At 65.6% G+C, this 25,015-nt stretch carries 24 protein-coding genes; 10 read left to right on the forward strand and 14 right to left on the reverse strand.

Annotated elements, in window-relative coordinates:
- Positions 1–229 precede the first annotated feature (229 nt).
- The 10 genes from ACHWUQ_RS10015 to ACHWUQ_RS10060 all read right to left on the reverse strand — a co-directional run bounded on the left by ACHWUQ_RS10015 (position 230) and on the right by ACHWUQ_RS10060 (position 13,205).
- On the reverse strand, positions 230–1,126 hold the full coding sequence (locus tag ACHWUQ_RS10015; RefSeq protein WP_394681029.1) for a peptidylprolyl isomerase: 897 nt from the start codon (positions 1,124–1,126) through the stop codon (positions 230–232).
- The gene (narI, locus tag ACHWUQ_RS10020; protein WP_312526132.1) at positions 1,123–1,845 is read right to left on the reverse strand and encodes a respiratory nitrate reductase subunit gamma; all 723 of its coding nucleotides are present in this window, start codon (positions 1,843–1,845) and stop codon (positions 1,123–1,125) included. The genes ACHWUQ_RS10015 and narI overlap by 4 nt, the downstream gene beginning before the upstream one ends.
- Before the next feature lie 17 nt (positions 1,846–1,862).
- Positions 1,863–2,549, reverse strand: coding sequence for a nitrate reductase molybdenum cofactor assembly chaperone (narJ, locus tag ACHWUQ_RS10025; protein WP_394681030.1), 687 nt, complete (start codon positions 2,547–2,549; stop codon positions 1,863–1,865).
- A gap of 11 nt (positions 2,550–2,560) precedes the next feature.
- Positions 2,561–4,084, reverse strand: coding sequence for a nitrate reductase subunit beta (gene narH, locus ACHWUQ_RS10030; RefSeq protein WP_394681031.1), 1,524 nt, complete (start codon positions 4,082–4,084; stop codon positions 2,561–2,563).
- Positions 4,081–4,440, reverse strand: coding sequence for a cupin domain-containing protein (locus ACHWUQ_RS10035; RefSeq protein WP_394681032.1), 360 nt, complete (start codon positions 4,438–4,440; stop codon positions 4,081–4,083). The genes narH and ACHWUQ_RS10035 overlap by 4 nt, the downstream gene beginning before the upstream one ends.
- 25 nt (positions 4,441–4,465) lie before the next feature.
- On the reverse strand, positions 4,466–8,272 hold the full coding sequence (locus ACHWUQ_RS10040; RefSeq protein ID WP_394681033.1) for a nitrate reductase subunit alpha: 3,807 nt from the start codon (positions 8,270–8,272) through the stop codon (positions 4,466–4,468).
- A gap of 30 nt (positions 8,273–8,302) precedes the next feature.
- Positions 8,303–9,739, reverse strand: coding sequence for an MFS transporter (locus ACHWUQ_RS10045; protein WP_394681034.1), 1,437 nt, complete (start codon positions 9,737–9,739; stop codon positions 8,303–8,305).
- Positions 9,740–9,773: 34 nt separating this feature from the next.
- Positions 9,774–11,042, reverse strand: a complete 1,269-nt coding sequence (locus ACHWUQ_RS10050; RefSeq protein ID WP_394681035.1) for a nitrate/nitrite transporter — start codon at positions 11,040–11,042, stop codon at positions 9,774–9,776.
- 206 nt (positions 11,043–11,248) lie between these two features.
- Entirely contained in the window at positions 11,249–12,448 is a 1,200-nt protein-coding gene (locus ACHWUQ_RS10055) for a threonine ammonia-lyase (protein WP_312414197.1), read from the reverse strand.
- 91 nt (positions 12,449–12,539) lie between these two features.
- Positions 12,540–13,205, reverse strand: coding sequence for a TenA family protein (locus ACHWUQ_RS10060; protein ID WP_239810157.1), 666 nt, complete (start codon positions 13,203–13,205; stop codon positions 12,540–12,542).
- Between the two features lie 123 nt (positions 13,206–13,328).
- Between ACHWUQ_RS10060 and ACHWUQ_RS10065 the strand changes: the two genes are divergently transcribed.
- From ACHWUQ_RS10065 to ACHWUQ_RS10080, 4 genes are all read left to right on the forward strand, one after another.
- Positions 13,329–13,694, forward strand: coding sequence for a RidA family protein (locus ACHWUQ_RS10065; protein ID WP_230773740.1), 366 nt, complete (start codon positions 13,329–13,331; stop codon positions 13,692–13,694).
- A 221-nt stretch (positions 13,695–13,915) separates the two neighbouring features.
- A complete protein-coding gene (locus ACHWUQ_RS10070; protein ID WP_239810156.1) occupies positions 13,916–15,223 on the forward strand; it encodes a C4-dicarboxylate transporter DctA in 1,308 nt (435 codons plus the stop codon).
- Positions 15,224–15,228: 5 nt separating this feature from the next.
- Complete coding sequence (locus ACHWUQ_RS10075) at positions 15,229–15,915, forward strand: GntR family transcriptional regulator (protein WP_239810155.1); 687 nt, start codon at positions 15,229–15,231, stop codon at positions 15,913–15,915.
- 14 nt (positions 15,916–15,929) lie between these two features.
- Entirely contained in the window at positions 15,930–16,541 is a 612-nt protein-coding gene (locus ACHWUQ_RS10080; protein WP_239810154.1) for a pseudouridine synthase, read from the forward strand.
- Between the two features lie 19 nt (positions 16,542–16,560).
- On the opposite strand, the gene ACHWUQ_RS10085 is transcribed toward ACHWUQ_RS10080, so the two are convergent.
- Entirely contained in the window at positions 16,561–17,727 is a 1,167-nt protein-coding gene (locus tag ACHWUQ_RS10085) for a hypothetical protein (RefSeq protein WP_394681036.1), read from the reverse strand.
- Positions 17,728–17,889: 162 nt separating this feature from the next.
- Between ACHWUQ_RS10085 and ACHWUQ_RS10090 the strand changes: the two genes are divergently transcribed.
- From ACHWUQ_RS10090 to ACHWUQ_RS10100, 3 genes are all read left to right on the forward strand, one after another.
- Positions 17,890–18,561, forward strand: a complete 672-nt coding sequence (locus ACHWUQ_RS10090) for an ankyrin repeat domain-containing protein (RefSeq protein WP_394681037.1) — start codon at positions 17,890–17,892, stop codon at positions 18,559–18,561.
- A 300-nt stretch (positions 18,562–18,861) separates the two neighbouring features.
- Complete coding sequence (locus ACHWUQ_RS10095) at positions 18,862–19,071, forward strand: hypothetical protein (RefSeq protein ID WP_230774304.1); 210 nt, start codon at positions 18,862–18,864, stop codon at positions 19,069–19,071.
- Positions 19,072–19,182: 111 nt separating this feature from the next.
- Positions 19,183–19,533, forward strand: coding sequence for an RNA-binding protein (locus ACHWUQ_RS10100; RefSeq protein ID WP_239810152.1), 351 nt, complete (start codon positions 19,183–19,185; stop codon positions 19,531–19,533).
- Positions 19,534–19,642: 109 nt separating this feature from the next.
- Here the strand turns inward: ACHWUQ_RS10100 and ACHWUQ_RS10105 are convergent, their stop codons facing one another.
- Complete coding sequence (locus ACHWUQ_RS10105) at positions 19,643–20,578, reverse strand: LysR family transcriptional regulator (RefSeq protein ID WP_239810151.1); 936 nt, start codon at positions 20,576–20,578, stop codon at positions 19,643–19,645.
- A gap of 120 nt (positions 20,579–20,698) precedes the next feature.
- Between ACHWUQ_RS10105 and ACHWUQ_RS10110 the strand changes: the two genes are divergently transcribed.
- The 3 genes from ACHWUQ_RS10110 to ACHWUQ_RS10120 all read left to right on the forward strand — a co-directional run bounded on the left by ACHWUQ_RS10110 (position 20,699) and on the right by ACHWUQ_RS10120 (position 23,428).
- Positions 20,699–21,478, forward strand: coding sequence for an SDR family oxidoreductase (locus tag ACHWUQ_RS10110; protein ID WP_394681038.1), 780 nt, complete (start codon positions 20,699–20,701; stop codon positions 21,476–21,478).
- Between the two features lie 44 nt (positions 21,479–21,522).
- Positions 21,523–21,792: a hypothetical protein gene (locus ACHWUQ_RS10115; protein ID WP_394681039.1), complete on the forward strand. Its 270-nt coding sequence runs from the start codon at positions 21,523–21,525 to the stop codon at positions 21,790–21,792.
- Between the two features lie 274 nt (positions 21,793–22,066).
- Positions 22,067–23,428, forward strand: coding sequence for a glycerophosphodiester phosphodiesterase family protein (locus ACHWUQ_RS10120; RefSeq protein ID WP_394681040.1), 1,362 nt, complete (start codon positions 22,067–22,069; stop codon positions 23,426–23,428).
- A gap of 72 nt (positions 23,429–23,500) precedes the next feature.
- On the opposite strand, the gene ACHWUQ_RS10125 is transcribed toward ACHWUQ_RS10120, so the two are convergent.
- Positions 23,501–24,190 carry an amino acid ABC transporter permease gene (locus tag ACHWUQ_RS10125; protein WP_394681041.1) on the reverse strand — a complete coding sequence of 230 codons (690 nt, stop codon included), beginning with the start codon at positions 24,188–24,190 and terminating at the stop codon, positions 23,501–23,503.
- Positions 24,187–24,954, reverse strand: coding sequence for an amino acid ABC transporter permease (locus tag ACHWUQ_RS10130; RefSeq protein ID WP_394681042.1), 768 nt, complete (start codon positions 24,952–24,954; stop codon positions 24,187–24,189). Before ACHWUQ_RS10130 ends, ACHWUQ_RS10125 begins: the two co-directional genes overlap by 4 nt.
- Between the last annotated feature and the right edge of the window lie 61 nt (positions 24,955–25,015).

Here is a 25,015-nt window from a genome sequence, read left to right on the forward strand (position 1 = left end):
GCGCACTTCTTTTGCTTACTTTTCTTTGGTCCGGCACACCGGTGCGAGCAAGAAAAGTGAGTCGGCTGCCGGACGAAATCCGGCTTCTGTCCTTCGATTAAGCAATTGAGATAAAGAGGAAGCTGAGTCCGTCAGCATCTCTTACTTGGACACTCCCGGCCTCTGTCATCAAAGCAACCACAGTTGCCAAAACAATAGCCTTGCGGCACAGAGCAAACAAACAAGCGAGCTACTGCACCAAAGGCGTCTCCGCCCCTTCCAAATCCACCCCCACCACCAGCGCCCGCCCAGCCAACACCCGCAGATACTGCGACAACCCCGTCGCAAAACTCTGCTGCCGCAACTGCTGCAACACAGCGGCCCGCACCTGCTCATAAGGCGGCACGGTGCCCGCCTCACGCTCCAGCACCTCCACCACATGCAGACCAAAACGGCTGTGCACCAACCGCGGCAACACCCCCACCTCGGCATGGCCGAAAAGCTCGCGGGCAAATTCAGGGGCGCAGTCTTCGATGCGCAGCCAGCCCAGCTGGCCACCCTGCGCGCCGCTGGGGCAGTTGCTGCTGGCGCTGGCAGCGGCGGCAAAGCGGTCGCCGGCGGCCTGCTCTTGTGGGGTGGCGCTGCGCACATCCAGCAGGCAGGCCTCGGCGCGCTGGCGCAAGGCGTGGATGTCGACACCCGGCGTCACGGCGAAGAGCACATGGCGTGCCCTTACGCGCTCGCCCCGGGCGTAGCGGGCTGCATGGGCCTGGTAGTGGCGGCGGCCGGCGTTGTCGTCGGGATCGGGCAGTGGCAGCTCGGCGTCCAGCAGCTGCTCGATGGCGCTGCCGGCCGCTTCGCTGATGGCGCCAGCGCTGGGCACGGGGTCGTCCGCCGCCAGCAGGCCCTGGGCCTGGGCGGCCTGGCGCAGCAGCTCGGTGCAGGCGCGCTGGCGCAGCTCCATCGGGTCCAGCAGCTCGTCGGCATCGCACAGCGCAATGCCGTTGACCTGGGCAGCGGCCAGCGCACCGCGCGGGGCGCCGAGTGGGGCCTCGATGCGGGGCAGGCTGGGGGTGGCGGGGCTGTCCTGGCAGCTGCAGGCCGCGCTTCCGCAGCCACCGGTGGGGGGGTGCAGGTCGGCGTTCATGGGCGGCCTCCTTGCTGTTTGTTGGGCAGGTTCAGACGGCGCGCACGCACCAGCTGGTAGGGGCGTGCCAGGTAGGCGACCGAGGCCAGCCCGCTCCAGACATGCACCAGGCGGCTGAAGGGGAAGAGCAGGAAGATCGTCATGCCCAGCACCATGTGCACCTTGAACTGCCAGTCCAGCCCCACCAGGCCTGCCGCGTCGGGGCGGAAGGTGACGATGCGCTGGGCCCAGTCGGCCAGCACCAGCATCGCGTGGGCATCGACCCGGTGCGAGAACGAGGCGGGCAAGGTGGCCAGGCCCAGCACCAGCTGCACCCACAGGATGATGAGGATGGCCAGGTCAGTGCGGTGGCTGGTGCGGCGAATGCGCGGATCGACAATGCGGCGGTGCAGCAGCAGGCTCAGGCCGATAAAGCAGACCAGGCCGGCAGTACCGCCGGAGATGATGGCCAGCATCTGCTTTTGCGGTGCGGTGATCAGCCACTCATACATGAAGTGTGGCGTGAGCAGGCCCACCGTGTGGCCGAACAGCAAGAACAGAATGCCGATATGGAACAGGTTGCTGCCCCAGCGCAGCTGGCCGGCGCGCAGCATCTGCGAGGAGTCGCTCTTCCAGGTGTACTGGTCGCGGTCAAAGCGCGCCAGGCTGCCCATCAGAAAGACGGCCAGGCAGATGTAGGGATAGACATTAAACAGGAAGTTGTGCAATGCAATGGGCATGGCGGTCTCCTCGGGGTTCAGCGGGCCGCGCCAGCGGGTGGCTGGCGCCGCGTGATGTGGATGGGTTGGGTGCTGCCCGGTGCGGCCTGGCCCTGGCTGTTGCAGCCGCCAAAGGCAGCGGGCTCTTCCCAGCTTGCGTCCAGCGGCTCGTCGGCGGGCAGCGGTGCAGCGGGGGTGTCGGCCACCACCGGCTGGCCGGCCAGATCGAGCACGGCCGACACGACGGCGGCGTAGTCGCTGTGCCGGCGGCTCAGTGCAGCGGCGATGGATTGCAGGATGTGCGCAAACTCACCGATGAAGGCGCGCGCCTCCAAGGTCGGCTGGGTGGAGGCGAACTCCAGCAGCACGGTCATGTGGTCGGGCAGCTCGGCAGGGTCGAGCAGCAGGCCGGCCTGCTCATAGGTCTGGACCAGGTCCACCATCGCCGGGCCCCGGTCGCGCGAGTCGCCATGCACATGCTCGAAAAGGTGCAGCGCAGTGCCACGGCCGCGGTCAAACAGGTCCACATAGATGGCCTCGGCATCCATGCCTTCGGCCAGCAGGCGGTCCATCAATGCGTCCAGCTCGCTGCGGCGCACATGGCCCAAGGCGTTCTCGGCATTGAGCGCCGTGTGGATGTCCACCAGATGACCGCGCATGTCGGCGTCGGGGTAGCGCAGCAGGTGGGCCAGTGCGCGCAAGGTAAAGCTGATGCTGTCTTTCATGTCGTCTCTCCTCACAGGCTCGCCTGGATCGGGATGGTGCGTTTTTTCTCGCTGCCGAACAGGCTGGTGTCGGTCACGCCTTCGCTGCAACCGTTGCCAAACGAGAAGCCGCAGCCGCCGCGCACATTGAAGGCGTTCTCGGCGTATTCGCGGTGCGTGGTGGGGATCACAAAGCGGTCTTCGTAGTTGGCAATGGCCATGATCCGGTACATCTCCTCGGCCTCGGCCACCGTCAGCTCGGCCTGCTGCAGCGCGGCCTCGTTGGGCACGCCATCGACATGCTTGCCGCGCTGGTAGGCGCGCATGGCCAGCATGCGCTCCAGCGCGCGCACCACCGGCACCGTGTCGCCTGCGGTGAGCAGGTTGGCCAGGTATTTAACGGGGATGCGCAGCTGGTCCACATCGGGCAGCTCGCCATTGGCGCTCACATGGCCGGCCTGGGCGGCGGCGGTGATGGGCGACAGCGGCGGCACATACCAGACCATCGGCAAGGTGCGGTACTCAGGGTGCAGCGGCAGGGCCACCTGCCAGTCCACCGCCATCTTGTAGACGGGGCTGCTCTTGGCCGCGATCAGCCAGGCCTCGGGGATGCCATCGGCCCGCGCCTGGGTGATCACCGCCGGGTCGTTGGGGTCGAGGAAGATGTCGAGCTGGGCCTGGTACAAGTCCTTGTCCTGGGTGACGCTGGCCGCTTCTTCAATGCGGTCGGCGTCGTACAGCAGCACACCCAGATAGCGGATGCGGCCGACGCAGGTTTCGGAGCAGACCGTGGGCTGGCCCGCCTCGATGCGCGGGTAGCAGAAGATGCACTTCTCGGCCTTGCCGCTTTTCCAGTTGTAGTAGATCTTCTTGTAGGGGCAGCCCGAGACGCACATGCGCCAGCCACGGCACTTGTCCTGGTCGATCAGCACAATGCCGTCTTCCTCGCGCTTGTAGATCGAGCCGCTGGGGCAACTGGCCACGCAGGCGGGGTTGAGGCAGTGCTCGCACAGGCGCGGCAGGTACATCATGAAGGTGTTCTCGAACTGGCCGTAGATGTCCTTTTGCACCTCGTCGAAGTTCACATCCTTGCTGCGCTTGCTGAACTCGCCGCCCAGGATCTCTTCCCAGTTCGGGCCCCAGACGATCTTGTCCATGCGCTGGCCGGTGATCAGGCTACGCGGCCGGGCCGTGGGCGCGGCCTTCATCTCCTTGGCGGTTTGCAGGTGCTCGTAGTCGAAGGTAAAGGGCTCGTAGTAGTCGTCGATCTCGGGCAGGTTGGGGTTGGCGAAGATCTTCATCAACAGCTGCCATTTGCCGCCCTGGCGTGGCGCGATGGAGCCATCGGCCTTGCGGACCCAGCCGCCATTCCAGCGGTCCTGGTTTTCCCATTCCTTGGGGTAGCCGATGCCCGGTTTGGTCTCGACGTTGTTGAACCAGGCGTACTCGACGCCGGGGCGGTTGGTCCAGACGTTCTTGCAGGTGACGCTGCAGGTATGGCAGCCGATGCATTTGTCCAGGTTCAGGACCATGCCGATTTGTGCGCGAACCTTCATGTTGGGTTCTCCGTGGGGGTTGGTGTGGGGGTCGGTGCGAAAAGCATGACCAGGGCCGAGGCGGCCTCCTGGGCATGCACAGCGTGGGGCTCGCCCGCGCCGATATGGCAGAAGTCACCCGGCGCCATGGCCAGCTGGCGGCCCATGGTCTCGAAGATGAAACGACCTTCGATGCACTGGATCACCATGCGCTCGGGCACCTGGTGGCGGTGCAGGCGCTGGCCGGCCTGCAGCACCAGGCGGAAGATCTGCAGATCGGGATCGCGCACCAAGGTGTACGAGCTCGCCTCGCCCAGCGCGGCCGCCAGGGGCCGCGCCGAGAAGATGGCGCCAGCAGGGGTGTGGATCAGTGCCATGGCGGGGACTCCTTCTGCGCGGCGCTCAGGGGTTCTCGCCCTGGGCCTGGTAGGCGGCGGCCAGGTGGTCATCGCGCGGCGTGTCCAGCCAGTCCACCTTGGCCATCTTGCGCACCACGACGAACTCGTCGCGGTTGGTGCCGATGGTGCCGTAGTAGTTGAAGCCGTAGCTGTACTGCGCGTAGCCGCCGATCATGTGCGTGGGTTTGAGCACAATCCGCGTGACCGAGTTGTGGATACCGCCGCGCACCCCAGTGATCTCGCTGCCGGGCGTGTTGATGATCTTCTCCTGCGCGTGGTACATCATCACCATGCCGGGCTTGACCCGCTGGCTGACGACCGCCCGCACGGCGACAGCGCCGTTGAGGTTGAACATCTCCATCCAGTCGTTGTCCTCGATGCCGGCGCGCTGGGCGTCCTCCTCGCTGATCCAGGCCACCGGCCCGCCCCGGTTGAGCGTGAGCATCAACAGGTTGTCGGTATAGGTGCTGTGGATGCCCCATTTCTGGTGCGGCGTGATGAAGTTCAGCTGGATCTCGGGGTGGCCATTGGGCTGGATGCCCTGCATGCCGGCCGTGGCCTTCATGTCCACCGGCGGACGGTAGCTGGAGAAGCCCTCGCCAAAGGCCACCATCCAGGGATGGTCCTGGTAGAACTGCTGGCGGCCGGTGAGGGTGCGCCATGGGATCAGCTCATGCACATTGGTGTAGCCGGCGTTGTAGCTGACCGTCTCGCTCTCGATGCCGCTCCAGGTGGGCGAGCTGATGATCTTGCGCGGCTGCGCCTGGATGTCGCGGTAGCGGATCTTCTCGTCCTCGCGGTAGATCGCCAGGTGCTTGTGCTCGCGGCCGGTGAACTTCTCCAGCGCCACCCAGGCCTTCACCGCCACATGGCCGTTGGTCTCGGGGGCCAGCTGCAGGATGACTTCGCAGGCATCGATGTCGCTGACGATGCGCGGGCGGCCTTCGGTCACGCCAGGCTCGGTGGTCAGGCCATTCAACTGGCCCAGCTGCTCGACCTCGGTGCCGGTCTGCCAGCCAATGCCCTTGCCGCCATTGCCCAGCTTGTCCATCAGCGGGCCCAGTGCGGTAAAGCGCTTGTAGGTGTTGGGGTAGTCGCGCTCCACCACAGTCACCTGCGGCGCGGTCTTGCCGGGGATCAGCTCGCACTCGCCCTTTTTCCACTCGGCCACGCCATAGGGCTGGGCCAGCTCGGCGGGGGTGTCGTGCATCAGCGGGGTCAGCACGGTGTCGCGCTCCACGCCCAGGTGGCCCACGCAGACCTCGCTGAAGGACTTGGCAAAGCCCTTGTAGATTTCCCAGTCCGAGCGCGATTCCCACACCGGATCGACCGCTGCCGACAGCGGGTGGATGAAGGGGTGCATGTCGCTGGTGTTGAGGTCGTTCTTCTCGTACCAGCTGGCCGTGGGCAGCACGATGTCCGAATACAGACAGGTGGTGCTCATGCGGAAGTCCAGGGTGACCAGCAGATCGAGCTTGCCCTGGGGCGCATCGGCATGCCAGGTCACCTCTTCGGGCCTGGCGTCATCGGGGCCCAGGTCCTTGCCCTGCACGCCGTTGTCGGTGCCCAGCAGGTGCTTGCAGAAGTACTCATGGCCCTTGCCGCTGGAGCCCAGCAGGTTGCTGCGCCACACAAACAGGTTGCGCGGCCAGTTCTCGGGCGCATCGGGGTCTTCGCAGCTCATCGCCAGGCTGCCGCTTTGCAGGCCCTGGGCCACATAGTCGCGCGGCGCCAGGTTGGCGGCATCGGCGGCGGCCGCTATCGACAAGGGGTTGGTCTTGAGCTGCGGCGCGCTGGGCAGCCAGCCCATGCGTTCGGCGCGCACGTTGTAGTCGATCATGCTGCCGCCGTACTGGCTGCGGTCGGCCAGCGGGCTCACGATCTCTTCAAGGCCCAGCTTCTCATAGCGCCACTGGTCGGTGTGGGCGTAGAAGAAGCTGGTCGAGTTCTGCTGGCGTGGTGGGCGTGCCCAGTCCAGTGCAAAGGCCAGCGCGGTCCAGCCGGTCTGGGGGCGCAGCTTTTCCTGGCCCACATAGTGCGACCAGCCGCCGCCGCTTTGGCCCACGCAGCCGCAGAGCATCAGCAGGTTGATGACGCCCCGGTAGTTCATGTCGCAGTGGTACCAGTGGTTCATCGCCGCGCCGATGATGACCATGGACTTGCCCTTGGTCTTGTCGGCATTGGCGGCAAACTCGCGCGCCACCATCGTGATCTGTTCGCGCGGCACGCCGGTGATGCTCTCGGCCCAGGCGGGCGTGTAGGCGGCATTGTCGTCGTAGCTGGCAGCACCGCTGCCCAGCCCCCGGTTGATACCGTATTGCGCAGCCTGCAGGTCGAACACGGTGGCTACCAGGGCCTCGTGGTATTCGCCATCGCTGCCCAGGCGCAGGCGCACGGCCGGCACCTTGGCGCGGCTCACGTCGCCTTGCTGTTCGTTGGCGGTGAAGTGCGGCGTGGCAATGCCGCCAAAGTACGGAAAGCCCACATCCACAATCTCATGGGCCTGGCTGCCGTCTTCCAGCACCGAGAGCTTGAGGGTGACCTCGTCGCCATGGCGTGCTTCCTTGGACTCCAGGTTCCACTTGCCCGCGTCATCGCGGCCCTCGGCGCCCCAGCGAAAGCCGATGGAGCCATGGGGCAGCACGGCGCGGCCCTGGCTGTCAAAGGCCATGGTCTTCCACTCGGGGTTGTTGTCCTGGCCGAGCTTGCCGTTGAAATCGTTGGCGCGCAGGTAGCGGCCGGGCACCTGCACCACGCTGCCGTCGGCCAGGGTCTTGCTCTCGAGCAGTACCAGCATCGGCAGGTCGGTGAAGCGGCGTGCGTAGTCGTCAAAGTATTCGCTGCGCTTGTCGAAGTAGAACTCCTTGAACGCCACATGGCCCATGGCCATCGCCAGCGCCGCATCGGTGCCCTGCTTGGGGTGCAGCCAGACATCGGAGAGCTTGGCCACCTCGCTGTAGTCGGGGGTGACGGCGACGGTCTTGGCGCCCTTGTAGCGCACTTCGGTGAAGAAGTGGGCATCGGGCGTGCGCGTCTGCGGCACGTTCGAGCCCCAGGCAATGATGTAGCTGCTGTTGTACCAGTCCGCCGATTCGGGCACGTCGGTCTGCTCGCCCCAGACTTGGGGGCTGGCCGGCGGCAGGTCGCAGTACCAGTCGTAAAAGCTCATGCAGACGCCGCCGATCAGGCTCAGGTAGCGGCTGCCGGCCGCGTAGCTGACCATGCTCATCGCCGGGATGGGCGAGAAGCCGATGATGCGGTCCGGCCCGTGCTGCTTGATGGTGTAGACATTGGCAGCGGCCACCAGCTGGTTGACCTCGTCCCAGGTGGAGCGGACAAAGCCGCCCAGGCCACGCACCTGCTGGTAGTCGCGGCGTGCAGCGTCGTCCTGCGCAATCAAGGCCCAGGCATCGACCGGCGTCCTGGCGACCTGGAGCGCAGCGCGCCAGCGCTCCAGCAGACGACCGCGCACCATCGGGTACTTGACCCGGTTGGCGCTGTACAGATACCAGCTGTAGCTGGCGCCCCGGGCGCAGCCACGCGGCTCATGGTTGGGCATGTCCCAGCGGGTGCGGGGGTAGTCGGTCTGCTGGGTTTCCCAGGTGACGATGCCGCCTTTGACATAGATCTTCCAGGAGCAGGAGCCCGTGCAGTTGACGCCATGCGTGCTGCGCACGATCTTGTCATGCGCCCAGCGGGCGCGGTAGGCATCTTCCCAGGTGCGGTCTTCGCCGGTGGTGCGGCCGTGGCCGCCGGCAAAGCTCTCCTTGGGCAGACGAAAGTGGGTGAGTCGGTCGAGGAAATGGCTCATAACAGTTCTCTTTCTCGTGGGGTCCAGGCTTTAGCAGGGCATCGCGGCGTTGCGGCGGGCATAGCACCACCAGGTCACCACGGCACACAGCAGATAGAACGCAGAAAAGACCCACAGCGCGGCCTCGGGCCCGCCGGTGGATGCGATCGAGCTGCCATAGCTCTTGGGAATGAAAAAGCCCCCGTAGGCGCCCAGTGCACCGGCAAAGCCGACAGCAGCGGCGCCCAGCACATTGCCTTCCTTGAGGGCGGCGGCCTGCGAGGCCGCATCCTTGCCGGCACCTTGCGTAGCCAGCTGGTTGAAGATCACGGGGATCATGCGGAAGGTCGATCCGTTGCCGATGCCGGTGGTGACAAACAGCACCAGGAACATCAGAAAGAAACCGGTGAAGCTGCCCGCCTGGGGCCCCACGGCCAGCGCGTAGCTGCCCGTGCCCTTGGGCAGAAACCACAGCACGCCCAGCACGGCCAGCGCCATCACCAGAAAGTTCCAGAACGTGACCACGCCGCCACCGACCTTGTCGGCCAGCCAGCCACCAAAGGGGCGCACCAGCGCGCCCACCAGCGGGCCCAGCCAGGCGTAGGCCAGCGGATTGACCTCGGGGAACAGGCCCTTGATGAGCAGCGGAAAGCCGGCCGCAAAGCCGATGAAGGAGCCGAAGGTGCCCAGGTAGAGCACGCACATGATCCAGTTGTGGGGCTGCACAAAGATGGCAGCCTGCGCGGCCACCGAAGCCTTGGCATCGGCCACGTCATTCATCGTGAACCAGGCCACCACCGAGGTCAGCGCGATCCAGGGCACCCAGATGAAGGCGGCGTTCTGCATCCACACCTTGACCTGCACACCGCCCTGGGTGATGGTTTGCGGCTCACCGCCAAAGATGCCCAGCAGGCCCACGGTGACGACGATGGGGCTCAGGAACTGCACCACCGACACGCCCAGGTTGCCCAGGCCGGCATTCACGCCCAGCGCCGAGCCCTTGCGGTCCTTGGGGAAGAAGTAGCTGATGTTGGCCATGCTGGAGCTGAAATTGCCCCCGCCCAGGCCGCACAGCAAGGCCAGGATCAGCATGGTCGGGTATGGCGTGGCGGGGTCCTGCACGGCAATGCCGATGCCGATCGCAGGGATCAGCAGGCTGGCAGTGGAGATCGCCGTCCAGCGCCGGCCGCCCACCAGCGGCACCATGAAGGAGTAGAAGATGCGCAAGGTGGCACCTGACAGCGCAGGCGCGGCCGCCAGCCAGAACAGCTGGTTGGTGGAGTACTGGAAGCCCAGGCCCGGCAGACTGACGGCCACCACACTCCAGACCTGCCAGACGGCAAAGGCCAGGAACAGGGCCGGCACGGAGATCCAGAGGTTGAGCTTGGCGATGGCCTCGCCCTCCTTCTCCCAGAAGGCCTTGTCCTCCGGGGTCCAGATCTTCAAGGTGCTGCCGCGGCGCGGTGCAGAGGGGGTGTTGGTTTTCATGGAGAGTCTTTCCGGGGGAAATCGATGGCGGCTGTCATGCCTTGCGGTCAGCGGCAGCGCCCATCACATCGGTGCGGCGCACCTCGGTCCAGTACATCCAGATCAGCGAGACCCAGACCACGCCATAGAGCAGCATGAAAGCGCTGGAGCGCACGCCCGTCAGATCGAGCAGCAGGCCGAACAGGATGGGCAGCACAAAGCCGCCCAGGCCGCCGGCCAGGCCCACGATGCCGCTGATGGCACCGATGTTGTCGGGGTAGTCGTTGCCGATGTACTTGAAGACGCTGGCCTTGCCAAACGCAAAGGCCACGCCCAGCACGCCCATCAGCGCGGTGAAGCTGTAGACGTTCAGGCCCAGGTGGAAGGTCTTGGGGCCGTTGACGGTGGCAATGGTGAAATCGGTCTGCGGGTAGCTGAGCAGGAACAGGCAGATCCAGCTCACCCACATCACCCACCAGGTGACCTTGTGGGCGCCGTATTTGTCGGACAGCACACCGCCAATAGCGCGCAGCACGCCGCCGGGCAGCGAGAAGCAGGCCGCCAGCAAGGCAGCCACGCGGATGTCCAGGCCGTACTCGCCCACGTAGTACTGCACCATCCACAGCGCCAGCGCCACATAGCCGCCAAAGACGATGCTGTAGTACTGGCAGTACTTGAGCACGCGCGGGTCCCTCAAGGCCTGCAGCTGGTCGACAAAGCGGACATTGCTGGCCACCAGGTGGCGCGGGTCGTGCGCGCTGAACAGCCAAAACAGCACCACGGTGCCGGCCAGAATGGCTGCATAGACCTGGGGCACCAGCGCCCAGCCGCCGGCCACCAACAGGACCGGGGCCAGAAACTTGTTGACGGCCGAGCCCGAGTTGCCCGCGCCATAGACACCCATGGCCATGCCCTGGCGCTGCTGGGGGAACCAGCGCGCCACATAGGGCGTGCCCACCGAGAACGAGCCCCCCGCCAGGCCGACAAACAGGCCGATGACGAGAAACTGCCAGTACTGCGTGGCGTATGCCATGAGCCAGACGGCTGGCACGGTGACCGCCATCAACAGGGTCATCACGTTGCGGCCGCCAAAGCGGTCGGTCCAGATGCCCAGCGGCACCCGCACCAGCGAGCCCGAGAGCACCGGCATGGCGGTGAGCAGGCCGAACTCGGTCGCGTTCAGGCCCAGTTGCTGCTTGAGCGGGATGCCGATGACGCCGAACATCATCCACACCATGAAGCAGACCGTGAAGGCCAGCGTGCTGACGGCGAGCACGCTCCAGGCCTGGCGCGAGACAGCGGGAGGGGCAGTGGCGGAATCCATGGTGGGGGCAGATGTTGTTGGTCTACCCCTACTGTCCTGCGCCAGCGCGCAGCGCACCATCCACCGGTTAGCGCATCAGGCCGCGCCGGAAGAACGATGGCCTGCGCCCTGCCATCGTTCTGAAGAACTACGCCGCCACTTTTCTCGGCAGCGCCTGATATGCATCAAACCGGCCCTGCGGCCGGGCCGGCATGATGCCCGGTTGCTCAGGCCAGATCGACCTGCATGCCGACGGCGCGCAGCTTGTCCACCACCTCGTCGATATGCGCCTTGCTGCGGGTCTGCAGCACGATGTCGATCTCGGTGTTCTGCGCGGCCAGCTTGGTGAAGGCGCGCTGGTGGTGCACCTCTTCGATGTTGGCCCCCGCCTCGGCCACGATGGCGGTGATGCGCGCGAGCATGCCGGGCACATCGCGCGAGCTGATGCGCAGGCGCGCGAGCCGGCCCGAGCGCACCATGCCGCGCTGGATGATGGAGGCCAGCAGCAGCGGATCGATATTGCCGCCCGACAGCACCAGGCCCACCTTCTGGCCCCGGAAGCGCTCGGGGTAGCGCAGAAGCGCCGCCAGACCCACCGAGCCAGCCCCTTCGACCAGGGTCTTTTCAATCTCCAGCAGCATCAGCACGGCCTGCTCGATATCGCTCTCTTCGACCAGCACCAGGTCATCGACGGTGCGGGCCACGATCTCGCGGGTGATCATGCCGGCCGTGGCCACGGCAATGCCTTCGGCCATCGTCGATACGCCCACCGGCAAATCCAGGTGCTGCACCGCATTGACCATGCTGGGAAAGCGCGAGGTCTGCACGCCCACCACCTGGATGCCGGGCTTGACGGCCTTGGCCGCCGTGGCGATGCCGGCAATCAGGCCACCACCGCCCACGGCGATGAGCAAGGTGTCCAGATCGGGCTGGTCTTCGAGCATCTCCAGCGCCAAGGTGCCCTGGCCCGCGGCAATGTCGGCATCGTCAAACGGATGCACAAACACCAGCTTCTGGTCCTCGGCCATCGCATAGGCATGGGCGCGGGCCTCTTCCAGGGTGTCGCCATGCAGCACCACCTCGGCACCAAAGCTGCGCGTGCGCTCCACCTTGACGCCCGGCGTGAAGCGCGGCATCACGATCACCGCCCGCACACCCAGCTGCTGCGCATGGTAGGCCACGCCCTGGGCATGGTTGCCCGCGCTCATCGCGATCACGCCCCGTGCGCGCTGCTCGGCGTCCAGCTGCATCAGCTTGTTGCAGGCACCGCGCTCCTTGAACGCCGCCGTGAACTGCAGGTTCTCGAACTTGAGATAGACCTTGGCGCCCACGATCTGGGACAGCGTATGGGAGTAGAGGCAGGGCGTGCGCTCGACCTTGCCTTGGATGCGCTGCGCGGCATTGCGGATGTCTTGGATGCTGAGCATGGGATGACTCGCTGAAGGGATGGGGTGCCGCCCGGCCAGGGGCTGGCTGTTGTCATGGAATGTCTCGTCGTCTCGATGGCTGGCGCGGCGTTCAGTCGGCGCTGGGCGGCTGGTAGACATGGTCAAAAAACGCCTGCTCCAGCGCGACCGCGCGGCTGAAATAATCGGCCGCCTCGGCGCGTGCATCGGGGTCGATGCTTTCGCCCATGCGGTCGAGCTCAGCACGCAGCCAGCCCACAAAATCGCGGAAGAAGTCGTTGGCATGCAGGCTGATCCATTCGGCATGCACAAAGCGCGGCGGCAGGGTCTGGCCGGGCTGGTCAAAGCCGTCCAGGTACAGGCCTTCGGCCACGCAGAGCACGGCCAGGCAGTTGGCGTATTTCTGGCTGCGCGCGGCCTGGCCCATCAGCGCCTGGAACTGCACGGTCGGCAGCGTCAGCGGCGGTGTCTCGCGCTCCTGCGCGGGCACCTGCAGCTCGTCCAAGCTGCGCTGGAAATAGGTGTTCTCGTCGCTGGTGATCATCGCCGCAAACTGCGCCAGCCGCACGCGCGGCGCAAAGCTGTCGGCACTGGCGATGGCCGCGCCCAGCAGCGCCACGAACTGGTTGATGAACTGGTAGTCCTGCACCAGGTAGCGGCGCAGCACCGCATCGTCCAGGCTGCCGGCCCGCATCTCGTCAATGAAGCGGTGGTGGATGCAGGCATCCCAAACGGGCTGGTTCAGCGCTTGGAGCGATTCAGAAAAGCGGTCGGTCATGGTGGGCGGCAGAGGCAGCAACGGCAAAGAGGGCCATTGTGCCGCAACAGCCTTGTGCCTGCGCACGGGCCTGGCGATGCGCTATGATTTTTGCGTATCCCCCTCCGTTACCGAAAGACGAGCATGACCTCTGCCATCGACCGCCGCCACGTCGGCGCACGCCTGTCCGAAACCGCCATCCACAACGGCACCGTCTACCTGGCGGGCCAGATCCCCGAGAACAACCCCGGTGCCGATATCGTCACCCAAACGCAAGAAGTGCTGGGCCATATCGACCGCCTGCTGGGCGAGGCCGGATCGAGCAAGGCCAGCATCCTGCAGTGCCAGATCTACCTGACCGACATCACCGAGATCGGCCAGATGAACAGCGTCTGGGACGCCTGGGTCGCCCCCGGCCACACGCCGCCCCGCGCCACCGTGCAGGCCACCTTGGGCAACCCCGATTACAAGATCGAAGTGGTGGTGGTCGCAGCCGTCGAAAAGGCCTGATCGCCCCGCACGGCCCTGAGCGGGCCGTTGCAGAATGCTGCATTCCTTGCATACAAAGCCTGTCTTGCATCTTGCATGGCAGGCTTTTTGCTTCTGTCTCCGAGGCCGCACAAGTCGGTGAACACTCACGGGTAATCCCTGTTCACCAAATGCTTTGTGCTTGGGTACATTTTTGCATACAAGAAATCTATAACTTGTATACAAACTCAAAAGGAATGCGTATGCGTCGCTTTGTCAGATCGCTGTTCGGGCAGGTGGTGGTGGCTCTCATCATCGGGGTCATCGTCGGCCTGCTGGCGCCGGAATGGGCCGTCAAACTCAAGCCTTTGGGCGATGGCTTCATCAAGCTCATCAAGATGATCATCCCGGTGCTGGTGTTCTGCGTGGTGGTGCATGGCATTGCCGGGGCGGGCGACCTCAAGCGCGTGGGCAGGGTCGGCGTCAAGGCGCTGATCTATTTCGAGGTGCTGACCACCATTGCACTGGTTCTGGGCCTGGTGCTGGCCTTTGTGTTCCAACCTGGTGCAGGCATGAACGTGGACCCGAGCAAGCTCGATGCCTCGGCGATGAGCGCTTACGCCAGCAATGCCGACAAGCTGACCAGCGGCGGCACGGTCGATTTCCTGATGAAGCTGATCCCCACCACCGTGGTGCAGGCCTTTGCCACTGGCGATGTGCTGCAGGTGCTGCTGTTTGCCGTGCTGTTTGGCTGCGGCCTGACGATGCTGGGCGAGCGCGGCGCGCCGGTCAGCCTGTTGATCGACACCATGTCGCATGTGCTGTTCAAGGTGATGGGCATCATCATCAAGCTGGCGCCGCTGGGCGTGCTGGGTGCGATTGCGTTTACCGTCGGCCAGTACGGCGTGGGCTCGCTCAAGCAGCTGGGCATGCTGGTGCTGCTGTTCTATGTCGCAGTCGCCTTCTTCGTTTTTGTCGTGCTGGGTTTTGCGATGCGCGTCTCGGGCTTCAGCCTGATCAAGCTGCTGCGCTACCTGCGCGAAGAGCTGATGGTCGTCTTCGCCACCACCTCGTCCGACAGCGTGCTGCCCCAGATCATGGCCAAGCTGCGCCACCTGGGCATCCGCGACTCCACCGTCGGCCTGGTGATTCCCACCGGCTACTCGTTCAACCTCGACGCGTTCTCGATCTACATCACGTTGGCAGCGGTCTTCATTGCGCAGGCCACCAACACGCCGATCTCGATGACCGATCTGCTGACCATCCTGGCCATTGCGCTGGTGACCTCCAAGGGTGCGCATGGCGTGCCGGGCTCGGCCATTGTGGTGCTGGCCGCCACCTTGCATGCGATCCCCGCGATCCCGGCCATCGGCCTGGTGCTGGTGCTGTCGGTGGACTGGTTCATGGGTATTGCCCGCGCGCTGGGCAACCTGATCGGCAACTGCGTGGCGACCGTGGCGATTGCGTCCTGGGAAGGCGATATCGACCGCGAGCGGGCCCATAAGGTGCTCAATGGCGAGAAGCTGCCGCAAGACACGGCACAATCGGAGCTGTCCACACCCCACGCCTGAGCCTCATGACTGCTGTCAGCCCCACCACCATCGCGGAACGCGTTGTCGAAGCCATCCTCGCACAGAAGCTGTCGCCAGGAGAGCGCCTGGGAGAGCAGGCGCTGGCGGACAACTTCTCGGTCAGCCGCACCCTGGTGCGTGAGGCGCTGATGCAGCTGCAGGCGCGCGGCTTTGTGCAGGTGCAGCCGCGCCGGGGCTGGTATGTGGTGCAGCCCAGTGCCGAGGAGGCGCGCGACGCCTTTGCCGCCCGCCGCATCATCGAGGCCGGCATCCTGGAGACGGCAGGCCGCCCGATGCAGCAGGTGATCCGCCAGCTGCGCCTGCATATCGACGAGGAGCAGCGCGCGATCCAGGGCGCCGATGCCGCCACGCGCGCCTTCCTGCTGGCCGATTTCCATGTCTGCCTGGCCGAGAACATGGGCCACCGTCTGCTGGCCGATACCCTGCGCGACCTGACCGCCCGCACCACCTTGGCAGCAACGCTCTACCAGTCCGACCACAGCGCCGAGCAGTCCTGCGCCGACCACGCGAGCATTGTCCAAGCGCTGGAGCGCGGCGACGCCGAGCAGGCCCGCGCGCTGATGCTGGCCCACATCGGCAACGTGGAAGAAGCGCTGGAGACCACGCCGCCGCCGCCGGAGACCGCACCCGGCGAGCGCCTGCGGGCCACCCTGAGCCCCGTGCAGCGCTGATGCCCGGGCCACGCATGCGCCCGCGCAAGAGCGGCGGGCCCGTTCAATTCCTCAAAGCTTCCAAGCCCGCCAGTCCGGCCGGTCCGCCACGGCTGTTGGGTTTTCACAAGCCCTATGGCGTCGTCAGCCAGTTCACGCCCGAGGGGCGCTGGCAAGGCCTCAAGGACTTTATCGATGTGCCTGGCGTCTATGTGGCTGGCCGGCTCGATGGCGACAGCGAAGGCCTGCTGCTGCTGACCAACGACGGCCAGCTGCAGGCCCGCATTGCCGACCCGCGCCACAAGATGGCCAAGACCTACTGGGTGCAGGTGGAAGGCATCCCCGATGCAGCGGCCTTGCAGCAGCTGCGCGATGGCGTGGACCTGAAAGACGGCAGGACCCTGCCTGCCCAGGTGCGCATGCTCGACCCGCAGCCGGCGATGTGGCCCCGCCACCCGCCGATCCGCGTGCGCCAGAGCGTGCCCGATTGCTGGATCGAGCTCATCATCCGCGAAGGCCGTAACCGCCAGGTGCGGCGCATGACGGCCGCCGTCGGCCACCCCACCCTGCGCCTGGTGCGCATGGCGATCGGCCCCTATACGCTCGATGGCCTGGAGCCCGGGCAGTGGACGGATCTGGCGCTGTAAAAAGCCGCCGCGCCACGCCTCAATGCGCCAGCATCGGCAGGTCGTTCAAAGCCTCGTCCCCCGTGGGCAAGGCCACGGCCTGCCAGCCGCCGCGCCGGGGCCAGGGCCGGTAGTGCGCCAGCGGCAATAGCTCCACCTGCAGGATCTGCCCCTGCAGCTGCGCGCCCAGCGCTTGCAAGGCCTGGCTGCGCTGCTGCGCGCAGGCCTGCATCTGTGCCCCCTGCGCGCGCCGCGCTGCCGCGCTGAGGGCCGCCATCGCACTGGGGGCCGGCAGGCATTGCGCCGCGGCCAACCAGCGCAGCGCGGCGTGGTCGCCCGCGCCCAGCTGCTGCAGCTGCTGCGCATAGCGCTGCAGCCCCTCCGGATCCAGGCGGCCTGCCAATTGGATATCGAGCACATCGCCCTGCAGCCGGTAGCGCGCCGGCAGGGCGGCCGTCCAGTGGCTGCTGCCGTGGCGGCTGCGCATGCTGGCACGGATACGGCGGCTGCCCTGCACCAGCAAAGGCTGCACCAGCTCCAGCAAGGCGGCATCGCGCAGGCGCGCCTGCTCAGGGTGGCTGGCGGGCGCCAGCTGGATACGGAGCGGCTGGCTGTCATAACCGCGCCATTGCAGGCCCCATGCCTGCAGCCCAGCCCGGTCTGGCGCCAGCAGGCCCATGGCCAGCATGGCCGGCACAAAGGCGATCGCCGCCCAAACCCACCATTCGGGCGACATGCGGCGCGCATTCCAGGCCTGGCCCTGGCGCAGCAGTGACCAGCCGGTGCTGAGCTGCCCCAGCAGCCACACGGCCACCAGCACCACAATGGCACCAGCCAGGCCCGTGCCCATCTGCACCATCTCGGCCGGGTGCAGGCTGTCGGGCAGCAGGAACAACACCATCCAGCCGCAGGCCGTGGCCACCAGGGCTGCCAGCATGGCGTAAAACGGCAGCCACACCGGCGTGCGCAAGCGCCCGTCCTCCATCCGCAACGCCGGATCGCGCAGCGCGCGCCGCCCTTCCAGCATCCAGCCGATACGGCCCACCTGTGACAGCAGCACAAACACCAGCCCGCCTGCGGCCACCGCGATCAGCAGCGGCAGCCACAGCCAGAACAGCAGCACCCCGAGCGCCACCATCACCACCCCGCCCAGCACCAGCAGCGCCGCATGGCCGCGCTGCTGCCTGCGCGCATGGCTCCCACCCATTCGTCTCTCCACTCCGTTGCCTCTCATCTCCATTGGCCTTCAATTCTTGTGCAAGAATGGCCTTTCACACCCGTAAATCCTTCAAGACCAGCTATGGTTTTGGGAGTATATGAACTGGAGGGGATGGACTCGGCTGCCATACCCCCGCTGTAAGGAGACCCGATGCGCCCCTTGCTCAGCCTCTGCCTTGGCCTGGCCTTTCAACTGACGCAGCCCGCTGCCCACGCACAGAACATGACCACGCTCGCCCTGCACCAGGCAGCGGCTGCCAACAACAGCAGCCGCATCCAGCAACTGCTGCAAAACGGGGGCGCCAGCGCCATCGATGCGCGCGATGCCCAGGGCCGCACGCCCTTGCTGGTAGCGACCCAGAGCAACCAGGTGGCGGCGGCCAAGGCCTTGATCGACGCCGGCGCCGATGTGAACGCCAAGGACAACATCGAAGACAGCCCCTACCTCTATGCCGGCGCGCGTGGCCACCAGGAGATCCTGCAGATGACCCTGGCCCATGGCGCCGACCTGCGCAGCACCAACCGCTATGGCGGCACCGCGCTGATTCCGGCGGCCGAGCGCGGCCACGTAGATACGGTGCGCACCCTCATCCAGGCCGGCGTCGATGTGAACCATGTCAACCGCCTGGGCTGGACGGCGCTGATGGAGGCCATCATCCTGAGCGACGGCGGGCCGCGCCACCAGCAGATCCTGCAACTGCTGATCGATGCCAAGGCCGATGTGAACCTGGCCGACAAGGACGGCGTTACGCCACTGGCCCATGCGCGCCAGCGCGGCTACAGCGCGATGGTGGAGATGCTGACGGCCGCTGGCGCACGCTGATGCAGCCCAGCCCAGTCCGGCGCGGCGTTGGCGGGACGGTAGCCATGTCTGCGTTATGTAATAAAACAATAAAAACTGGCTTTTTTATAACCGATGCTATATAGTGGATCGCTTGCAGGGGCAGTGCCCTATGGGCAAGCCTCTTTCTTGCGCAGCGGCCCAGCACTGCGCAAGCCGCATTCCTGGCGACCTTCGCCTGGTTGGTCTGTAGAGCAGCAGGCAACCGTTTATCTCCCCGCTCACACAGGCGGCCACAGCCTGTGCCCCTGATTGATCCCCATTTCCAAGACTTTTATTGCCATCGGGAAGTACGTCGTTTCCCCCTCGACCCACCCGGCCCCCAACGGACGCTTCGGCGCGTCCTTCTCCGTTCAGCGATCCGGAGGCAACGGCAGCTATTGCCGCGTGTTCCGCTTCGACAAGACATTCGCCACTGCAGAAGCAGCACGCATCTTTGCCGTGACCCAGGGCTGGCTCCAATCGTCGATGCCCAAGCCCCCCGTCTGTTGATGGCCCGGTAGCAACCACTCCATTTCGCCCCTTTGCGATGCAACGCCGATCCCGGCGCTTGCATTCCACCCCTGCGCTGCGTGGCGCAACCTCTTTGAGAAAGGCTCTGACATGAGCAACAAAATCTATGTGGGCAACCTGCCCTACTCGGTGACCGATTCCAACCTCCACGACAACTTCTCCGAATTCGGCACCGTGAACTCGGCCAAGGTCATGATGGACCGCGAGACCGGCCGCTCCAAGGGCTTTGGCTTTGTCGAAATGGCCTCCGCCGAAGTGGCTCAAGCAGCGATCGACGCCCTCAATGGCATGTCGGTGGACGGGCGCCAGATCGTCGTCAACCTGGCCCGCCCGCGTGAAGCATCCCGCACCGCTGGCGGCTATGGTGATGCCGGCTACCGTTCGAGCGGCCGTTCCGACGTGGGTTACGGCAATGGCGGCTATGGCGGTGGCCGCTACTGAGCACATTACCTCCTGAAGACCCGGCTGCCCTGGCCGCTGCACTTCGGGTGGGATCCGCCCGCTCCCCCGCAAGAGCCTCTCAACGCCCTATCGCGTGAGAGGCTCTTTGTCATGGCGGGTTGGAAGCGCCGGCCGTGCCCGGCGCAATCGCCCCGGCCTGCACCAACAGCTGCGCCATCCAGTCGATGAACACCCGCACCCGGCGTGACAGGTGCGCGCGATGCAGGTAGAGCACATGCACCGGCAAAGCGGGCGGCGGGTAGGCCTGCAGCACCTCGACCAATTCTCCCGATTGCAGATGGCCCTGCACGTCATAGCGCGGTATCTGGATCAGCCCCAGACCGGCCAGCGCGCAGGCAATATAGCTCTCCACATGGTTGGCCCCCACGGTGCCCGGCAGCGCCATGCTGTGCCCGGCGCCGCCCTCCACCCATTCCCAGGCGGCAGCGCGCCCCGTGGTGGGCGAGTTGTAGCGCACGCTCAGGTGGCCTGCCAGCTCCGCCGGGCTTTGCGGCATGCCATGCCGGGCCAGGTAGGCGGGACTGGCGCAGTTGATCAGCGCCATGCTGCCCAGCGCCTTGGCCACCAGCGAACTGTCCGCCAGCGGGCCCACGCGCAACGCGCAGTCGATGTGCTCCTGCACCAGGTCCACCGCCCGGTCGCTGGAGCCCAGGTCCACCTCCAGCCCCGGGTGCTGCGCCAGCAGAGCGGGCAATGCAGGGGCTACGATCAAGCGTGCCACGCGGCTGGGCACATCGATGCGCAGGCGCCCCGCCACCGCATGCGACTGCGGGCGGAAGCGCTGCTCCAGATCCTGCATGTCGTTGACCAGGCTGCTGGCCCTGTCGACCAGCGCCTGGCCGTCCAAGGTCAGCGCCACCTTGCGCGTGGTGCGGTGGAGCAGGCGCGTGCCCAGCCGGGCTTCCAGCTGCTGCACCGCCAGTGACACGGTGGGCCGGGGCAGCGCCAGCTGGTCGGCCGCCTGGGAGAAGCTGCCGGTGGCCGCCACGCGCAAGAAGATGCGCAACAGATCAATGCGGTCCATGGCACCTCTGCAGCGCAGTCATTGTTAGTAAATCATGGATAAACATGGAATAAATTCTATATTTATCTTTGATTTATGACCAATTACGCTGAACAGCTTCCCCCATCACAGGAGCTTTTCATGTCCCATCCCAAGCACAGCCTCCAAGGCAAGACCGTTCTGATCGCTGGCGGCGCCAAGAACCTCGGGGGCCTGCTGGCGACCGATTTCGTCCACCACGGCGCCCAGGCCGTCGCCATCCACTACAACAGCGCCGCCAGCAAGGCGGATGCCGAAAAGACGCTGGCTGCATTGCACAAGCTCGGCGCCAAGGCGGTGATCCTGCAAGCGGACCTGACCACGGCCGCTGCCGTGGAAAAGCTGTTTGCCGATGCGGTGGCCGCTGTGGGCCGCCCCGACATCGCGATCAACACCGTCGGCAAGGTGCTGAAAAAGCCGATGTCCGAGATCAGCGAGGCCGAGTTCGACGAGATGGATGCGGTCAACAACAAGGCGGCTTTCTTCTTTCTGAAAGAGGCGGGCAAGCAGGTGAACGACGGCGGCAAGATCTGCACCCTGGTCACCTCGCTGCTGGGCGCGTTCACGCCGTTCTATTCGTCCTACGCGGGCACCAAGGCGCCTGTGGAACACTACACCCGCGCAGCGGCCAAGGAGCTGGGCACGCGGGGCATCTCGGTCACCGCCGTGGGCCCCGGTCCCATGGACACGCCCTTCTTCTACGGCCAGGAGAGCGCCGATGCCCAGGCCTACCACAAGAGCGCAGCCGCGCTGTCGCCGTTCAGCCAGACGGGCCTGACCGACATCGAAGATGTGGTGCCCTTTGTGCGCCACCTGGTGAGCGATGGCTGGTGGATCACCGGACAGACGATTCTGATCAACGGCGGCTATACGACAAAATAAGCCCACGGAGGGCCGCGCCCTCCGGCCACTACAAGGAGTTGCCCATGCATATGATTTTGGTCATGCTGACCGGCCTGCTGCTGTTGGCCGTCTTTGCCCTGCTGGGCAAGCTCTGGGGTGCCGATGCGGCCAGCATCATGCTGGCCGCCAAATATTTCATCCCCGTCTGGCTGGCCGTGGCGCTGGTCAATATGTGGGTGGGGGTGCACAAGGCCGGCTACACCGTTGCGCAAGAGCTGCCCATCCTGCTCGTCAACTTTGCCGTGCCTGCGGCGCTGGCGCTGGGCCTGGTATGGTGGCTGGGCCGCGCCTGATTGGCGATTGGACAGAACACCACAGTTGACGCGCTGCAGCATCGAAAACACTGGGCCCGCCACCGGGCTTGCACTACGCTGGTGCGCTGGATGCGGATGCCTGCGGCAACCGGTGCGGAGGTGCTCTACAGAAGCTTTCAACGGCCAGCAAGGGGCCCGCACACCTCGCCTGTTGTGAGCCGTAGACGCGCGCTTTACATTGTCACAGCGCCGTCATACCGTCCCCGCAGCATCCATCCACTTGCTGATTCACCAACCCTGGGGACAACGGACGATGACAACACACCAACCCACATTTCGCCTGGCTGCGCTGGGCTCTGCCCTGTGCGGCGCACTGCTGCTGACCGCTTGTGGCGGCGGCGATGATGATCCCAGCTTCAAGACCCTGGACGGCAAACAGCCCCAGGTGATCGCGCACCGTGGCTACTCCGGCATGTACCCCGAGCAGACGCGCATGGCCTACGAAAAGGCAGCAGACGCCGGCGCCGACATGCTGGAGCTGGACATGCACATGACGCGTGACTGCCAGTTGGTGGCACGCCATAACGCCTGGCTGAGCGACAGCACCAACATCGCCGATGTAGCCAAGACCAATTCCGCCGTGGCAGCCCGCAAGCGCACCACCCCTGGCGTGCTGGTCGATGTGAAGTACCCCGCCATTCCAGCCAACGGCCCCAGCCAATATCTGACGGACCTGGTCGAGCCCAGCAACCAGAAGTCGGTGCTCAAGGCCCTGATTGTGGATGGCGAAGACCACACCAATGACTGGTCGATCAGCGACTTCACGATGCAGGAGCTGCGCGACTGGATTGCCGGCACCACGTTGGACAACCGCGCCGACCGCCCCACCGAGTGGAACGGCAAGCTGCCGCTGATCAGCGCCCAGGATGTGATCGACATCGCAGCGGCCAAGGGCAAGGCGCTGGGCCGCACCATCCCCGTGTATGCCGAAACCAAGAACCCCTACTGGAACAACCAGCAGGCGATCGCCAACGGTTGCGGCACCGGTAACCACCCGTTTGAAGATGCGGTGATGGCGCTGCTCGAGAAGAACAAGCTCAACAGCAAGGACGCGGCCATCTACATCCAGAGCTTTGACCCCGAGAGCCTGAAGTACCTGCGCAAGGCCGGCATGAAGGCCAAGGGCGTGCAGCTGATCGATGGCAATGACTTCGACCTCAAGGACGGCTCGATGGTCTACATCACCACCGATGAATGGACCTTCATCAGTGGCCGCCCCTACAGCTGGACCCTCGCCGGCGATGCCCGCACCTTTGCCGTGATGCAGACCCCTGCTGGCCTGGCCGAGATCAAGACCTATGCCGACGGCATCGGCCCCTGGAAGCCACAGGTCCTCGCCCATTCCGTCGTGCCGTACAAGGAAGGCGCCGGCCTGAAGGATGTCAACACGCTCAAGGACACGGGCCTGATCGCCAACGCCCACAAGGCCGGCCTGATCGTGCACAGCTTCACTTTCCGCAACGAAGCGGGCCGCCTGGCTGGCATCTACAAGGGTGATCCGGTGCAAGAGTTCCTGGCCTACTACAGCCTGGGCATCGACGGCGTGTTCACCGACTTCACCCCCACCGGTGTGAAGGCTCGCGATGCCTACATCGCCGAGCTGAAAAACCAGTAATCGCGGCACTGCAGCACTGACCCAAAAAGGACGCCTGGCGTCCTTTTTTCATGCCCGCATCAGCGTGCCAACTCAGCGTACCAAATGCGGCTGGCTACGCCGCGCCACCGCCCAGGCCAGCAGGTTGAGCGCCGAGCACATCAGCCAGTAGATGGCGCCCACCAGCAGGAACACCTCGGCCGGGTGCACCATCAGCCGCGCATTGACCTGGGTGGACAGAAAGGACAGCTCGCCCACGCCGACGATATAGGCCAGCGAGCTGTCCTTGATCAGGGTCACCCACTGGTTGACGAACGAGGGCAGCATCACCGCCAGCGCCTGGGGCAGGATCAGGCTGCGCAGCACCTGCCAGCGCGTCAGGCCCAGTGCAGCGCCGGCATCCCACTGGCCCGGCGCAATCGCCTGCAGGCCAGCGGCCACGCCATGGGCCAGGTAGGCGCCGCTGACCAGTGACAGCGCGCACACCACCGAGAAGCTGCCCGGCACATCGAGCCGGAACAGCACCGGCAGCAAGAAATAAATCCAGAAGATCAGCAGCAGCACCGGAATGGCGCGCAGAAAGCCCAGCACCACCCGCAGGCACTGCAGGGCCCGGCCGCGCCCCATCACCAGTGCAATGCCCAGCGCCAGCCCCAGCAGCGCAGACAGCACGCCGGAGACGGCGCTCAGGATCAGGCTCAGCAGCGCGCCGCCCGGCGGTCCGTCAGGGAAAGTACCCAGCAGCAGGTAGCACCAGTCATCACTCAGAGCAGCAAAGTTCATGCGCGCCGCACCTCCACCCGGCCCCAGCGGCGGCGCTGGGCCAGGTGCTGGCTGAGCAGCTCCAGCCCGATGATCAGCACGATGTAGAGCAAGGTGGTGATGCCGTAGACCTGGAAAGACTGGAAGGTTTCGGCCTCTGCCTGGCGTGCCCGGTACGAGAGCTCGGCCAGGCCAATGGCCATGCCCAGCGAGGTGTTCTTGACGATGTTCATGTACTGGCCCATCAGCGGCGACACCACGCGCGCCAGCGCCTGGGGCAGCACGATGTGGCGCAGCAACTGCCAGCCATCCATGCCCAGCGAGCGCGCCGCCTGGCTCTGGCTGGCGGGCACGCTGTTGATGCCGGCGCGCACCTCTTCGCCCACGTAGGCGGTGGCATAGAACACCATGCCGATGCAGGCCGAGAGGAATTCCAGCGACGGCCAGCCCAGGCTGAGCGGGCCCAGCGCCAGGCTGTGCGCCTGGTTGAGCCAGGCCATCCACGCGGGCGGCAGCAGGCTGGGCACACCAAAGTACCAAAAGAACAGCTGCACCAGGAGCGGCGTATTGCGAAACACCGACAGGTAGCCCAGCGCCAGCCAGCGCAGCGGCGCCCAGGCCGCACTGCGCGCGACCGCAAAGCCGATGCCCAGCACCGTGGATGCTGCAATCACCAGCAACGACGCCAGCACCGTGGTGCACCAGCCATCGAGCAGCCAGCGCCAGTACTTGCCCGCCAGCAGATGGGGCCACAGCGGCTCCAGCCAGGACATCAAGAGTTGCATAAATGCCAACGCCAAACGCACGCAGCCGCGTCTTGTCGGACGCGGGGCTGCGCAGCAGCTA

It is taken from the genome of uncultured Comamonas sp., from assembly GCF_964277875.1.
Lineage (GTDB): Bacteria > Pseudomonadota > Gammaproteobacteria > Burkholderiales > Burkholderiaceae_C > Comamonas > Comamonas sediminis.